General features: G+C 59.7%; 15 protein-coding genes. 8 read left to right on the top strand and 7 right to left on the bottom strand.

Translation table 11 applies throughout. From position 1 onward, the window contains the following. Positions 1-107: 107 nt before the first annotated feature. Positions 108-569 (top strand): Lrp/AsnC family transcriptional regulator, encoded by a 462-nt coding sequence (locus QE432_RS03405; protein WP_003498392.1) that lies wholly within the window; start codon positions 108-110, stop codon positions 567-569. Between the two features lie 20 nt (positions 570-589). Here the strand turns inward: QE432_RS03405 and QE432_RS03400 are convergent, their stop codons facing one another. The 3 genes from QE432_RS03400 to QE432_RS03390 all read right to left on the bottom strand — a co-directional run bounded on the left by QE432_RS03400 (position 590) and on the right by QE432_RS03390 (position 3,438). Further along, positions 590-1,573 carry an aldose 1-epimerase gene (locus tag QE432_RS03400; protein WP_013762077.1) on the bottom strand — a complete coding sequence of 328 codons (984 nt, stop codon included), beginning with the start codon at positions 1,571-1,573 and terminating at the stop codon, positions 590-592. A 172-nt stretch (positions 1,574-1,745) separates the two neighbouring features. Next, positions 1,746-2,639 (bottom strand): NAD(P)-dependent oxidoreductase, encoded by an 894-nt coding sequence (locus QE432_RS03395; protein ID WP_013762078.1) that lies wholly within the window; start codon positions 2,637-2,639, stop codon positions 1,746-1,748. A 43-nt stretch (positions 2,640-2,682) separates the two neighbouring features. Further along, on the bottom strand, positions 2,683-3,438 hold the full coding sequence (locus tag QE432_RS03390) for an SDR family oxidoreductase (RefSeq protein WP_025595224.1): 756 nt from the start codon (positions 3,436-3,438) through the stop codon (positions 2,683-2,685). Positions 3,439-3,658: 220 nt separating this feature from the next. On the opposite strand from QE432_RS03390, the gene QE432_RS03385 reads away from it, so the two are divergent. The 7 genes from QE432_RS03385 to cydX all read left to right on the top strand — a co-directional run bounded on the left by QE432_RS03385 (position 3,659) and on the right by cydX (position 12,007). Then, on the top strand, positions 3,659-4,690 hold the full coding sequence (locus QE432_RS03385; protein ID WP_004431840.1) for an L-idonate 5-dehydrogenase: 1,032 nt from the start codon (positions 3,659-3,661) through the stop codon (positions 4,688-4,690). A gap of 290 nt (positions 4,691-4,980) precedes the next feature. Then, positions 4,981-5,556: a GbsR/MarR family transcriptional regulator gene (locus QE432_RS03380; protein WP_111802072.1), complete on the top strand. Its 576-nt coding sequence runs from the start codon at positions 4,981-4,983 to the stop codon at positions 5,554-5,556. A gap of 17 nt (positions 5,557-5,573) precedes the next feature. Next, positions 5,574-7,358, top strand: coding sequence for a thiol reductant ABC exporter subunit CydD (gene cydD / locus QE432_RS03375; RefSeq protein ID WP_306623933.1), 1,785 nt, complete (start codon positions 5,574-5,576; stop codon positions 7,356-7,358). Further along, the gene (gene cydC / locus QE432_RS03370) at positions 7,355-9,046 is read left to right on the top strand and encodes a thiol reductant ABC exporter subunit CydC (RefSeq protein WP_111802029.1); all 1,692 of its coding nucleotides are present in this window, start codon (positions 7,355-7,357) and stop codon (positions 9,044-9,046) included. The genes cydD and cydC overlap by 4 nt, the downstream gene beginning before the upstream one ends. 69 nt (positions 9,047-9,115) lie before the next feature. Continuing rightward, the gene (locus QE432_RS03365) at positions 9,116-10,693 is read left to right on the top strand and encodes a cytochrome ubiquinol oxidase subunit I (protein ID WP_013762083.1); all 1,578 of its coding nucleotides are present in this window, start codon (positions 9,116-9,118) and stop codon (positions 10,691-10,693) included. Positions 10,694-10,699: 6 nt separating this feature from the next. Beyond that, positions 10,700-11,857 (top strand): cytochrome d ubiquinol oxidase subunit II, encoded by a 1,158-nt coding sequence (cydB, locus tag QE432_RS03360; protein WP_111802028.1) that lies wholly within the window; start codon positions 10,700-10,702, stop codon positions 11,855-11,857. A gap of 27 nt (positions 11,858-11,884) precedes the next feature. Further along, a complete protein-coding gene (gene cydX, locus QE432_RS03355; RefSeq protein WP_003498405.1) occupies positions 11,885-12,007 on the top strand; it encodes a cytochrome bd-I oxidase subunit CydX in 123 nt (40 codons plus the stop codon). Between the two features lie 89 nt (positions 12,008-12,096). Here the strand turns inward: cydX and QE432_RS03350 are convergent, their stop codons facing one another. The 4 genes from QE432_RS03350 to nadC all read right to left on the bottom strand — a co-directional run bounded on the left by QE432_RS03350 (position 12,097) and on the right by nadC (position 13,984). Further along, entirely contained in the window at positions 12,097-12,285 is a 189-nt protein-coding gene (locus QE432_RS03350) for a hypothetical protein (protein ID WP_038494645.1), read from the bottom strand. A 22-nt stretch (positions 12,286-12,307) separates the two neighbouring features. Continuing rightward, complete coding sequence (locus QE432_RS03345; protein WP_004431862.1) at positions 12,308-12,727, bottom strand: DUF3597 domain-containing protein; 420 nt, start codon at positions 12,725-12,727, stop codon at positions 12,308-12,310. Positions 12,728-12,739: 12 nt separating this feature from the next. Beyond that, positions 12,740-12,991: a GlsB/YeaQ/YmgE family stress response membrane protein gene (locus QE432_RS03340; protein ID WP_004431872.1), complete on the bottom strand. Its 252-nt coding sequence runs from the start codon at positions 12,989-12,991 to the stop codon at positions 12,740-12,742. Between the two features lie 135 nt (positions 12,992-13,126). Beyond that, entirely contained in the window at positions 13,127-13,984 is an 858-nt protein-coding gene (nadC, locus tag QE432_RS03335; protein WP_111802027.1) for a carboxylating nicotinate-nucleotide diphosphorylase, read from the bottom strand.

Below are 13,984 nucleotides of genomic sequence, written 5' to 3'. Positions count from 1 at the left end.
ATGCGTTTTTTCAGGGATTTAGAAGGCAGATTGCAAATTCTGGGCGTGCATTATGCTCAGTTCGCAAATTTCTTGCGTCACTACGTTAACCGGTGCATTCTGAAACAATGATTGACGACCGTGACCGCCGAATCCTTGCGATTCTCCAGGAGAATGCAGAAACACCTCTCGCCGATATCGCGGATGAGGTGTCGTTATCGCTTTCCGCCTGTTCCCGCCGTATCACGCGTCTGCGTGCGGAAGGATATGTGACCGGCACGATGGCGCTGCTCGACCGGCGGAAAATCAACCTGCCGACCACGGTTTTCCTGCTCGTGAGAACCGGCCTGCATGCGGAGGACTGGCTGGACCGGTTCCATGCCGCCGTCAGCACCATACCGGAGATCGTCGAGGTGCACCGGCTGACCGGCAATTTCGATTATATTCTGAAACTCGTGCTTCCAAATGTCGAATATTACGACACCATCTACAAACAGATCCTCCGGCGGGTCGAGCTTTACGACATGTCCGCCTATATCTCCATGGAGACGGTGAAGCTGTCGTCTTCACTCCCGACGACGCATATCTGATCGCAATATTTGGTCTTTTTTCAGCGCTCGGCTTCAAAACGGAAACCAAAGCGGAAACTTCGGGTCTCGCCCGGTTGAAGGGTGATGTCCGCTTCAAGTTGCGGCTGGTTGAAAGCGTTTGTCGGTGTTTCCACAGGTTCGAGCGCGATGGATTTTCGCCTGTCGCGGGCAAGCGTATCGCCGGTAAAGACATGCATGTGGCCGCGCTCCTGCCAAACGGTCAGGCTCGAACCATCGTTCCGGTTTTCGATCCTAGTCTCGTAAAGCCCGTTTGCGGATGGGATCAGATCGGTAAAGCAGACATCCAGCACATGGCCTGCGAGCGGCGCGGCAGAAAGAAACGCTGCATCGTCCCGTTTGAGAATGCCCGTCTCACTGTCGGTGAGTGGTATCAAATTCTCGTCCGTTTCGATCGCTGTTCGCGACGGTAGGGTGAGAAGGAGATCGTCGATGGAGGATATGCCGGGCAGACGGAAATAGGGATGCCAGCCGGCCGCAAAGGGCAAAGGCCGGTCGTCGCCATTGATGCCGCGTATATCGATGGTAACCGCATGGCCGGCAAACCGGTATTCCACCTCGATGGCGAGATGGTAGGGATAGCCCTTGAATTCGGCCGGCAATATCTCGGCACGAAAGACGATAATGTGCGCGTCGTTTTCCTCGAAAGATCGGTCGAGGGCGAAGGGCAGGGCACGGGCAAATCCGTGGAAGACGAGGTCCTCGTGGGCAAGCACCGGCTCGATACGGTGCATCTCCCCGCCAAATTTAAATTGGCCCTGAGGAATGCGATTGGTGAAGGGGGCGAGAATGCCGTTTCTCACGCCGTTCTGCGACTGCAATTCCTGAAGCGACGAATAGCCGTCGACAAGGTTTTTTGCATTGCCATCGGCAAGTCGTGGCCGCCAGCTCAGAAGGGTCGCGCCCTCATAAGCGATCTCGGCGCTGAAGCCGTTTCCGGAAACGGTCAGGCTGGCAATCCCCGTGCCTGTTGCGGAAGTGGTCATCGGGAAATTGTCCTTCATGCAAGCGTCTGCGGCCGTCGGGCCGATTGCGCCGCCGATTCGCCCGATCATCTTCGCTGCGGAGACATTTCGCAATGGCCATGACGGTGGCACACCTTAATGACCTCGCGTCAGCTCGGCCTCTAAGGTTTTATTGCCCTGGCCATGGCGCAAATCATTCCGTGAAGGTGCGTTTCGCGCCGGTGAAAAATTCCATTAGGGCGGCCTGATCCTCGCCGCCAAGTCCCGCCGCTGTCAGCATGCGGTGCACCTCGGCGCAAACCGCCGTCAGCGGCATGGCCGTGTTGGTGCGTCGAGCCAGATCCTGCGCGCCGTTCAGGTCCTTGACCATATTGTCGATGCGGCCAGTGCGGCGGTAATCCTTCGCCACGTAACGTGGCATATATTCCTGAAGGATTGCGCTGTCGGCGCGGCCGCCTTTCAGCGCCTGCGGAATTTTGGCGGCATCGACGCCGGCATCCAGCGCAAGCTGCGTTGCTTCCGCTACGGCAAGGAAGTTCAGCCCGCAAAGAACCTGATTGATGAGCTTCGTCGTCTGGCCTGCGCCGCTTGGACCCATATGGGTGTAGTTGCTGGCCACGTGCCGCAGCACGCGATGGGCATCGGCCACATCCTTTTCGGTGCCGCCGGCCATCAGGGTCAGTTGCCCGACGAGTGCCTTCGGCGCGCCGCCGGAAAGCGGGCTGTCCACCCAGCGCAGCCCCTTTTCAGCCGCATCCGCCGCCAGTTCTTTTGTCGCTTCCGGATCGATGGAGGACATGTCGATGATCAGCGTGCCGGGCCTGGCCCCCGCCGCCACGCCATCTTTGCCGAAAACGGCGGCGCGGACGATTTTCGGCGAATTGAGGCTGAGGATCACGACATCGGAGAGCGAAGCCGCTTGCGCCGCCGTCTCGGCGCTATGCGCACCAAGGCTGGTCAAAGCCGCCACCTTTTCCGCGTCCAGATCGAAAACCGTCAGGTGATTGCCGGTCTCGATCAGCCGCGTACCGATCGCGCCGCCCATCGCGCCAGCGCCAATGAGGGCGATTTTGTTCTTCTCGGTCATGGTGCTCACGGTCTCCTCCCAAAGCGTCGTGGTTACGGCTTCTTCAAAGCGAGGCGGTAATGCCGCCGTCGACGTAAAGAATATGTCCGTTCACGAAAGACGAGGCATCGGACGACAGGAAAATGCAGGCGCCGACAAGCTCTTCGACCTTGCCCCAGCGGCCGGCGGGCGTGCGTTTTTCAAGCCATGCTGAAAACGTCTCGTCTGCCACCAGGGCCGCGTTGAGCGGCGTGTCGAAATAGCCCGGCGCAATGGCGTTGCACTGCAGGCCATATTTCGCCCAGTCCGTCGCCATGCCCTTCGTCAGATTGCCGACGGCGCCCTTGGTGGCGGTGTACGGCGCGATACCGGGGCGGGCAAGAGCGGTCTGGACGCTGGCGATGTTGATGATCTTGCCACGTCCACGGCTGATCATATGACGCGCGACGGCTTGCCCTGCGTGGAACACCGAGGCGATGTTTGTCTGCAACAGGCGCTCGAAGGCGTCCGCCGGAAAATCCTCCAGCGGTGTGCGGTGCTGCATGCCGGCATTGTTGACCAGAATATCGATGGGGCCGACTTCCGCCTCGAAACCGTCGATGGCCTTGCGCACCGCATCATGATCGGTGGCATCGAAGGCGAGCGTCTTGGCACCCTTGATTCCTGCGGCGGCTGCTTTCAGCTTTGCCTCGTCGCGGCCGTTCAGCACCACTTCGGCTCCCGCCTCCACCAGGCCCTGCGCCAGCGCAAAACCGATGCCCTGCGACGAGCCGGTGATCAGGGCGCGGCGGCCGGAAAGATCGAACAAATTAAGGCCCACTGTTTCCTCCAGTCTCTCGACATTGCTTTCATGCCGGTTTATGTTATCGATAACATTCATCCCTTTCAGACGTGGATGTCAAGGCTTAAACGCCTGTTTCCGGTACGCAACATGCGCGCGGGGAGGCTGCAGGGCGGCGGAGACGCGGCCGGCGGCAATGATTGGGATAGGGATTATTTTGTTGCGCCGTTTAAGGCGCGATATCGAACGGGAGATATTTATGAGAGCGATTGTCGCCCACGGGGCAAAGGATGTGCGCATCGAGGAGCGGCCGGAGGAGGCGCCGGGGGCAGGAGAAGTGCGTCTTCGTCTGGCTCGGGGCGGGATTTGCGGCAGCGATCTTCACTATTACAATCACGGCGGTTTCGGCGCGGTACGGCTTCGCGAACCAATGGTGCTGGGACATGAGGTCTCCGCCATTGTTGAGGAGCTGGGCGAGGGCGTCGAGGGGCTGAAGGTTGGCGGTCTGGTCGCGGTTTCGCCGTCCCGTCCGTGCAGGACCTGCCGCTTTTGCCAGGAAGGCCTGCACAATCAGTGCCTCAACATGCGCTTTTATGGCAGCGCCATGCCGTTTCCGCATATTCAGGGCGCTTTCCGCGAGGTTCTCATCGCGGATGCCCTGCAATGCGTTCCGGCCGACGGTTTGAGTGCCGGTGAGGCAGCTATGGCGGAACCGCTGGCGGTAACGCTGCATGCCACCCGCCGCGCCGGCGATTTGCTCGGAAAACGCGTGCTCGTCACCGGCTGCGGCCCCATCGGCATTCTCTCCATCCTGTCTGCCCGCCGTGCCGGTGCCGCTGAAATCGTCGCGACCGATCTTTCGGACTTCACGCTTGCCAAGGCGCGGGAAGCGGGCGCGGACCGCGTCATAAACAGCAAGGATGAGCCTGATGCGCTGGCGGCGTACGGCGCGAACAAGGGAACCTTCGACGTTCTCTATGAATGCTCCGGTGCCGCCGTTGCACTGGCGGGCGGGATTACGGCGTTGCGTCCGCGCGGCATCATCGTCCAGCTTGGCCTTGGTGGCGATATGAGCCTGCCGATGATGGCGATTACTGCCAAGGAACTCGATCTGCGCGGCTCTTTCCGGTTCCACGAGGAATTCGCGACGGGCGTCGAACTGATGCGCAAAGGCCTGATCGACGTCAAGCCGTTCATCACCCAGACGGTGGACCTCGATGACGCCATCTCGGCCTTCGAATTTGCCTCCGACCGCAGCCGCGCCATGAAGGTGCAGATCGCTTTTTCGTAAGCGCCTGTTGCGCACGCCGGTTTGTCGACGTCTTGATCGGCGGTGGATTAATCCCCGCCGATTTTTCACGCGCGCGCTTCCATCTACAACATGACGTCTTTGATGTTATCGATATCATTTCGTGCGTCGCGGGCCGGGAAAGTGTGCCAAAGGGCGCAGCCCTGATCCCCGGCAGACGCGGCCTCTTCTGATTTGCACATATTGACGCAGGTCAAAAAGGTGATTTGCCGCTTGCCATTTTTTGCTTTATCGAAATTTCAGAAATTACTGAAAATACAGGAAGCAAAGAAATGCCCACCAATCTTTCTCCGCTCGTTCAGTCCTTCGTGCTGCATTTCGGCGAGATGGGCAGCCGCTGGGGCATCAACCGCACGGTCGGCCAAGTCTATGCATTGCTTTACATTTCACCGCAGCCGCTCTGCGCCGACGACATTGTCGAGGCGCTTGGCATTTCCCGTTCCAATGTGTCGATGAGCCTGAAGGAGCTTCAGGCGTGGAACCTTGCAATTCTCAAGCATTTCCCCGGCGACCGGCGCGATTTTTTCACGACGCCGGAGGATGTGTGGCAAATTCTGCGCACCCTTGCCGAAGAGCGCAAGAAGCGCGAGATCGACCCGACACTCAGCGTGCTTCGTGAAATCCTGATGGAGAAGCCGGAAAACGAAGAGGAGCGGCATGCGCAGAAGCGCATCGATGAGATGAAAACGCTGATCGAGCAGCTCACCGGCTGGTATGACGATGTGAAGAAGCTGGAGACGGAGCGGTTGGCTTCGCTTCTGGCACTCGGCTCGAAGGTCACGAAGCTTCTGGAGGCCAAGGACAAGATCGTCTCTCTTGCCAGACCCCGTACCAAGAAGGACAGGTGAGGAGATCGTCCGTGAGCATGTCCGCAGAAATCCGGCAATCCGCCAATGGCGATGATGCAGACTGTCCAGTTCCAGCGGCGGTCTCTCCCGACAAGGCACGGCGGCGCTTCTTCGGTAAATCCGCCAATGACAAGGGTGTCGGTACGGCGGAACTCGCGAAGGCACCCGCGGTAGGAAGATCGGTCGCCCTGCTGCATGTCCTGCCGGCTCTGCTCTGGTTGCCCCAGGCGGGTTTGCTTGCATTTTCGGTCGGAAACATTGCCGACGGTGCGCCGATGACGGCAATCCTGCCGGCGGCCGTGGCTGTTCTCGTTCTCGGTCTCATCAAGGCATGGCTGGAAAAAGTTGCCGCGAGACTGTCGTTTCGCGCCGCGCGTGCCGCCCTTTCGCGGCGGCGGCTGCAAGCGCTTCATGCCGTTGCGGAGGTGTCGCCGCTTGATCTGGCGCGCACGGCCTCCGGCGAGGCGGCAAGCGTCATCGCGGAGGCAGCCGAAGCGCTGGTACCTTATCTCTCCAGGTTCCAGCCTGCGCGGATGAAAGCTACCATTGTCCCCTTGGTTTTCGTGCTGGCAATCCTGCCATTTACCTGGATTGCGGCGCTTGTTCTGCTGCTTTCCATGCCCACTATCCCGCTTTTCATGGCGCTGATCGGCTGGCAGGCGAAGGCTGCCAGTGAAAAGCAGCTGGCCGAGACCGGCAACATGAATGCTTTCCTGCTCGATCGCCTGCGCGGCCTGGAAACGATCCGCGCACTGGAAGCCGTTGATCTGACCGCTGGACGCCTGCGGACGGACGCAGAGAACCTCAAGAAGCGGACGATGGCTGTCCTGCGGATCGCCTTTCTGTCCTCGGCGGTGCTGGAGCTTTTCGCTGCCCTCGGCGTTGCCATGACAGCCGTTTATATCGGTTTCCATCTGCTCGGTTTTCTCGATTTCGGCGCGTGGGGCGAGAAGCTGACACTTGCCGAGGGGCTGTTCATCCTGCTTCTGGCGCCTGCCTTTTTCGAACCGCTGCGGGAGTTGTCCGCCGTCTGGCACGACCGCGCAGCCGGCGAGGCGGCGCTGGGCGCGCTCGACACATTGACGCGGGCTGGCAAAGCCATCGTGGGTGAGGGTAAGGAGGTCGCAATGGCCCCTTTTCCAACGCCCGGTCTGGTGGAGTTGGCTAATCTCTCCTTCGCCTATCCGAATGCTCCGCCTGTCATTCGGAATCTAAATCTTACGGTCCAGTCAGGCGAGACAGTTGCGATTCTTGGGCCTTCCGGCTGTGGTAAATCCACTGTACTCTCCTTGATTGCCGGCTTGGCCGAGGCTGACGGCGGTACAATAGGGATCGGGGGCGTAACGCTTGGTCATGCGACGGCCGATGGACTGCGCAAGACAATCGGCTGGGTCAGCCAGAAGCCGTTCTTTTTTGCCGGTTCCCTGAAGGCGAATATTCGCTTTGGCCGCGCCGGTGTCAGCGAAGGCATGGTCGATGAGACGCTGCGCTACACCGGGCTGGATGCATTGTCGAAAGCACGCCGGCATCTGCCTATAGGAGACGGCGGCTACGGTATTTCGGGCGGGGAGGCGGTGCGCCTCGCCATTGCGCGTGCTTTCGCCGATCCGGCGACGCAGCTTGTGCTGGTCGATGAACCGACAGCGCATCTTGACCGGGAGACGGCTGCGCTTGTCACCGAAAACCTGCTGCAACTCGCAAAAGGCAGGACATTGATCGTCGCAACCCATGATCCTGTGCTCGCCGCGCGCATGGACAGGGTCGTGAATATGACGACGATCCATTCGAGGGGGCAGTCATGATCGCGCGTTTTGCCATATTGAAACCTGTCATTTCCCTGTTCTGGTCGGCACGTCGCGGCATGCTGCTCGTTGGCGCGGTTCTGGCAGCAACCACGGTGCTGGCGGGTATAGGCCTTCTCGGCGTTTCCGGCTGGTTCATTACTGCGACCGCGATTGCCGGTCTGGTCCCTGCGACGGCCTATGCTTTCGACGTCTTTGCGCCATCGGCGGCCATCCGTCTGCTGGCGTTGTCACGCACCGCTGCCCGTTATGGCGAACGCATGACCACCCATGAGGCGACGCTGTCCGTGCTTGCAGCGCTTCGCGAAAAGCTGTTTCGTGGCTTTGCCGCACCGCAGGCGGCGAAACATCTGGAGGCGAGGCCCGCCCGCCTGCTGAACCGGCTGACTGCGGATATCGACGCGCTGGATTCGCTTTATCTGCGCGTGCTGGTACCCGCCGCCGTCGCAATCCTCGCCGCAATCGCAACAGGCATCGGTCTTGCCCTCCTCAATCCGCTTGCGGGCGTTCTGGCGGCCCTCTTCCTCATTGCGGCGGGTCTTGGCATTTCAGTGCGCTCGGCGTTGACGGCGGAAAAATTTGCGCGTCGCCGGGCAATCGGGCTTGAAGCGCTTCGTGCCCGCACGGCGGACTTGGTCAACGGGCAGGTGGAATTGCTCACGACTGCCCGTCTCTCCGCGCAGGTTGCGGCGATCGAACGGGCCGACAATTATCTGCTCGCTTGCGATGACCGCTTGAACCGGATCGAAACCAATGCCGGTTTTTCATTCGGCATCTCAGCGGCGGTTCTTTTGAGTGCGGCTCTCCTCGGCATGGCCTGGCTTGCGGAGCAGGACGTTGTGACCGCGCCGACTGCCGCCCTCGGCCTGCTTGTCTGTTTCGCCGCGCTGGAGCCCTTCACGGCGCTGCGCCGTGGTGCAATGGAACTCGGGCGCACGCTTTTTTCGGCAAGACGCATTGCGCCGCGTCTTTCCGCTGAAGCAGCCGCCAACTGTCCACGCGTGCCTGCCATGGGCCTGGTGGCTGAGCTTGATGGTGTGCGGCTGGAGCGGGATGGGAACGAAAATCCTGTCCTGACGAATATCAACCTTGCAATCGCCGCCGGAGAGACGATTGCGATTATCGGCCCGAGCGGTGCGGGCAAGACCAGCCTCATCCAGTTTCTGGCTGGTGAAGTGCAACCGGCGGCGGGCAGGGTCAGCGCTTTGCCTTGCTCGCTCATGACGCAGAGAAGTCAGCTTTTCCGAGACAGCATCGCTGATAATCTGAGGCTGGCAAAACCTGCCGCGACCGAGCGTGAACTGTGGGATGCACTGCAATCGGCAGGCCTTGGCGAGCATGTCAAAACCCTCGCCGCAGGGCTGGATACGAGACTTGGCGAGGCGGGGCAGGGTCTCTCCGGCGGTCAGTCACGACGGCTCGCCCTTGCCCGTTTCCTTCTACGCGACAAACCACTCTGGCTTCTAGACGAGGTGACGGAAGGGCTGGACGGCGAAACCGCCCGTGACGTGCTCGGCCGGTTGTTTGCAAGGGCGGAAGGCAAGACTGTCGTGATGATAACCCACAATCGCCGTGAGGCGGAATTTGCCGATCGCATCATCGTGCTGAGAGAGGGGCGCCAACTTGATCAATGTCAAAGCGGCACCCCGGAATACGACGTAATGCTGCAAACATTGCGTCCGGACTGAGTGATTTTTTCAGGGCCGGCGCCGTTTCGTAACAGAAGGCCGGCCTTTCCTGAAAGGTGGGGTAAAAACATGGAACTCGACATCGTGGCGCTATCGCGCCTGCAATTCGCTGTTACCGCTTTATATCACTTTCTATTCGTTCCCCTGACGATCGGACTGTCCGTGGTGATCGCCATCATGGAAACGGTCTATGTCATGACCGGCCGCACCATCTGGCGGCAGATGACGAAATTCTGGGGTACATTGTTCGGCATCAACTTCGTGCTTGGTGTTTCCACCGGCATCGTCATGGAATTCCAGTTCGGCATGAACTGGAGTTATTACAGCCACTATGTCGGCGATATCTTCGGTGCGCCGCTAGCGATCGAAGGGATGATGGCTTTCTTTCTGGAAGCCACCTTTGTCGGTCTGTTCTTTTTCGGCTGGGACAAGCTGTCCAAGCTCGGCCATCTCATCGCAACATGGTGCGTGGCGATCGGCTCGAACTTCTCGGCGTTGTGGATATTGATCGCCAATGGCTGGATGCAGAACCCGACGGGATCGGCCTTCAACCCCCAGACCATGCGCATGGAGGTGACGGATTTCTTCGCGGTGCTGATGAACCCGGTCGCCCAGGCGAAGTTCGTGCACACGGTTTCTGCGGGTTATGTCACTGCCTCCATCTTCGTGCTCGGCGTTTCCGCCTGGTACGTGCTGAAAGGCCGCCATGTCGATCTCGCCAAGCGGTCTATGACGGTTGCAGCTTCTTTCGGCCTGGCTGCTGCACTGTCGGTCGTCGTGCTGGGTGATGAAAGCGGTTATCTTTCGACCGAGCACCAGAAGATGAAGCTCGCCTCGATCGAAGCCATGTGGGAAACGGAACCGGCACCCGCCCCCTTTACCGCCATCGGGTTTCCTGATCAGGAAGCCCGGGAGACGCATTTCGCCGTGAAAATTCCGTGGGTGATGGGCCTTATCGGCACGCGCTCGCTGGACACGGAAATCCCCGGTATCAACGATCTGGTGGAACTCGCAAAGACCCGCATCCGCGATGGCATCAAGGCCTATGATGCGCTGATGCAGATACGTGCCACCGGCAAGGGCGCGGAACTGCCCGAAGAGGTGCGTGGCACCTTTGCGGAACTCGGCCACGAGCTTGGTTACGCCCTGTTGCTGAAGCGTTATGTCGACGATCCGCGCCAGGCGACGGAGGAGCAGATTGCCAAGGCCGCCGCCGATACCATCCCGCATGTGCCGACGCTGTTCTGGGCGTTCCGCATCATGGTCGGTCTTGGCATGTTCTTCATCCTGTTGACGGCGACCTTCTTTTATCTCTCGGCACGGCGCCGGCTGGATCACTATCCGTTCTTGCTGAAGGTGGCCGTCTTCGCCATTCCGCTGCCGTGGATTGCTGCGGAAATGGGCTGGGTGGTCGCGGAATTCGGCCGTCAGCCATGGATCATCGAAGGCGTGCTGCCGACGGCCGCCGCCGTCTCCAGCCTCAGCGCTTCAACGGTTCTGATTACGCTTCTCTGCTTCATCGCCATCTATACGGTGCTGTTCATCGTCGAAATGGGGCTGATGCTGAAGGCGATCCGCAAAGGGCCGGATCCGGATCACGAGCCGGAAGCGCCGCTCGTTCCTGAAAAACTCGTCGCTGCGGAGTAAACGATCATGATATTGCATCAACTCATCGACTACGAAGTCCTCCGCGTCATCTGGTGGCTGCTGCTTGGCGTGGTGCTGATCGGTTTTGCCGTGACCGGCGGTTTCGATCTTGGCACGGGCGCGCTGCTGCCTTTCGTTGCGAAAACGGATCTCGAGCGGCGTGTCGTCATCAATTCCATCGGCCCGGTATGGGAAGGCAATCAGGTCTGGCTCATCCTTGGCGGCGGCGCCATCTTCGCCGCGTGGCCGCCGCTTTATGCGGTGTCTTTTTCAGGTTTTTACCTGGCGATGTTCGCCACCCTGTTTGCACTGATCCTGCGGCCGGTGGGGTTCAAATACCGCTCCAAGCGCGAGAGTACGACATGGCGCAGTACCTGGGATTGGGCGCTGTTTGTCGGTGGCTTTGTTCCCGCCCTGATTTTCGGTGTGGCGATCGGCAATGTGCTGCAGGGCGTACCCTTCCGCTTCAACGATGACCTCAGGATTTTTTACGACGGCACGACTTTGTTCGAGCTTCTCAACCCTTACGCAATCCTTTGCGGCCTCGTTTCCGTTTGCATGCTGGTGATGCATGGTGCGGCCTGGCTGGTGCTGAAGACCGAAGGGCCGGTCGCTGCGCGTGCCCGCAGTTTCGGCAGTGTTGCAGCACTTGCCACCACAGGTCTCTTTGCGCTTGGTGGCGTATTGTTGTGGCTCGGTATCGACGGGTATCGCTTCACCTCGGAAGTTGTGACCGACGGTCCGTCCAATCCGTTGTCAAAGACGGTCGAGGTCGCAAGCGGCGTCTGGTTTGCGAATTACGCGGCCCATCCATGGATGATGCTGGCACCGGCGCTCGGTCTTGCCTTCCCGCTCGTCGCCTTCCTGTTGTTAAGGGGCGGGCGTGAGGTGCTGGCGCTGCTTTCCAGTTCGCTTGCGATATTCGGCATCATCTCGACGGTCGGTCTGACGATGTTTCCCTTCATCCTGCCCTCTTCGATCGATCCGAAATCGAGCCTGACGGTCTGGGACGCATCGTCGAGCCATATGACGCTATTCATCATGCTGGTCGTCGCCCTCATCTTCATCCCTATCATCGTCGCTTACACCTCATGGGTCTATCGCGTGCTGTGGGGCAAGGTGGATGAAAAGGCGATCCGTGAAGACAGCGGCCACGCTTATTAATATCGAACAAATACAAGGAGATCGAACATGTGGTATTTCGCCTGGCTGCTCGGCCTGCCTCTCGCCGCCATTTTCGCCGTCATGAACGCCATGTGGTATGAGCTGATGGAAGAAAACGCCAGAAAGGCCGAGGCCAAGCCGGAAAAATAACGCTTCGGGGCACGGGGCAAAAAAAAGGGCGGCGTCCAATCTGGATGCCGCCCTTCTTGTAGAAATCGCCGCGATTGACACGCGCGGTTTCAGTGGATCGCGATGCCGCGCTTGTCCGCTTCTTCCTTGATGATGTCTTCGACCAGCGCTCTCTTGAGATTTGGGTTTCCCAGAAGATAGTCGTCGGCAATCTCGAAAATCGATTTCGGATTCTCGGTCCTGTGCAGGGTGTCGAGGTCCTGGCCGATCTGCTCTCGCAAGTCTGAATAGTCGTCCATCGCGGTTCTCCCGGTCACTGGTTCAATGCAGAAGTTCTGCCGGAACCTTGCCGCCGTTTTCAGACAGCTTCTTGATGACAGCCTTGTGCAGCCAGATGTTCATTGTGGCTGAGTCCGAGGTATCACCGGTATAGCCGAGTTCGCTTGCCAGTTCCTTGCGAGCGGTTAGGCTGCTGTCCAGATCGAGCGCTTTCAGAAGATCGACGATCGAATGTTTCCAGTCGAGTTTCTGCCCGTTCTGCTTGACCGCCGCGTCCAGAATGGATGCGACATCGACGCTGCCGGTGGATGCCGGAGCAGCGGCTGTCGGTGCGGGTGCTGCTGGCTGAGCCGGAGCGGCCGGACTTGCGCCTGTCGTAGGCGCGCCAGCTGGCGCCGAAGTCTGCGGTGCAGCCTCTGCCTTGCCAAAAATCGCGTTCTTGATCTTGTCGAAAAAGCTCATTGTGTCCTCCCTCTATCGGCGAAATGCGCGCCCGATGGCAATGAGAATGCATGCGCCGATGAAACCGGCGATAAGGTATCCAATCCAGCCTCCGAGCGAAATGCCCACAAGCCCAAGCAGGAAATTGGCGACGATGGCGCCAACGATGCCGAGAATTATGTTCATGAAAAGACCCATGTTGCTTTTCATGAACTGTTCGGCAAGCCAACCGGCTACGCCGCCGATGATGATTGCTGCAATCCAGCCGATTTGTGCGTCTTCCATAACAGGCCTTTCCTTTGTGAGAGAGGTCCGCAGGCATATGGACAGGCTTTTGCGCGCACTGATCCCCCCGCCTCTTGACCCCAGGCAGGGAATTAACGGCCAATCGAGGATTTTGTTCCGGTCTCCTTGCTTTCGTCAGCTTTGGCTTTGAAAGTCCAGCCCGATATCCAGAACCGGCGCGCTGTGGGTCAGCCAGCCGACGGAGATGAGATCGATGCCGGTTGCTGCAATGGCTGCTGCGGTTTGAGGCGTGATGCGTCCGGAGGCCTCGGTGATGGCGCGTCCGGCGACGATCTGCACCGCGTCGCGCAGCTGTTCCGGCGGCATGTTGTCGAGTAGAACCGCATCGACCCCTTCCTCCATCGCTTCGCGCAATTGCAAGAGCGTATCCACCTCGACCTCGATCTTGACCAGATGTCCGACACCCGCCTTGGCGCTGCGGATAGCGTCACGCACGCCGCCGGCTACGGCGATGTGGTTGTCCTTGATGAGTACAGCATCATAAAGGGCAAAACGGTGGTTCATGCCGCCACCGGCGCGCACGGCATATTTTTCCAGCGCCCTGAGGCCCGGCGTCGTTTTGCGGGTGCAGGCAACCGAGGCTCTGGTGCCGGAGATGGCGGCAGCAATTGTGGCGGTGACGGACGCGATGCCTGAGAGATGGCCGAGAAAATTAAGGGCGGTGCGCTCCGCCGTCAAAAGACCGCGCGAGGGACCCTCGATCGTCGCGATAATATCGCCCGGAGCGACCGCCGCGCCATCCTGCACCTGCCGCCTCATCACGATTGTCGGGTCCACCAACTGGAAAGCCAGTTCTGCGGCATCAAGACCTGCGATGACACCCGGTTCACGCGCCGCCATGACGACGACTGAGCGATGATCAGCGGGGATGACTGCGGCGGACGTGATGTCGCCCGCCAGACCCAGGTCTTCCAGCAGGGCGTTGCGGACAAGCGGCTCCACGATAATGCGTGGCAGAGGGGTGAGGGTCAT

The sequence above is a fragment of the Agrobacterium sp. SORGH_AS_0745 genome (assembly GCF_030818995.1).
In the GTDB taxonomy this organism is placed as follows: domain Bacteria; phylum Pseudomonadota; class Alphaproteobacteria; order Rhizobiales; family Rhizobiaceae; genus Agrobacterium; species Agrobacterium tumefaciens.
Note: the sequence above shows the minus strand (reverse complement) of the source record. Positions and strands in the feature narration are given on the sequence as shown.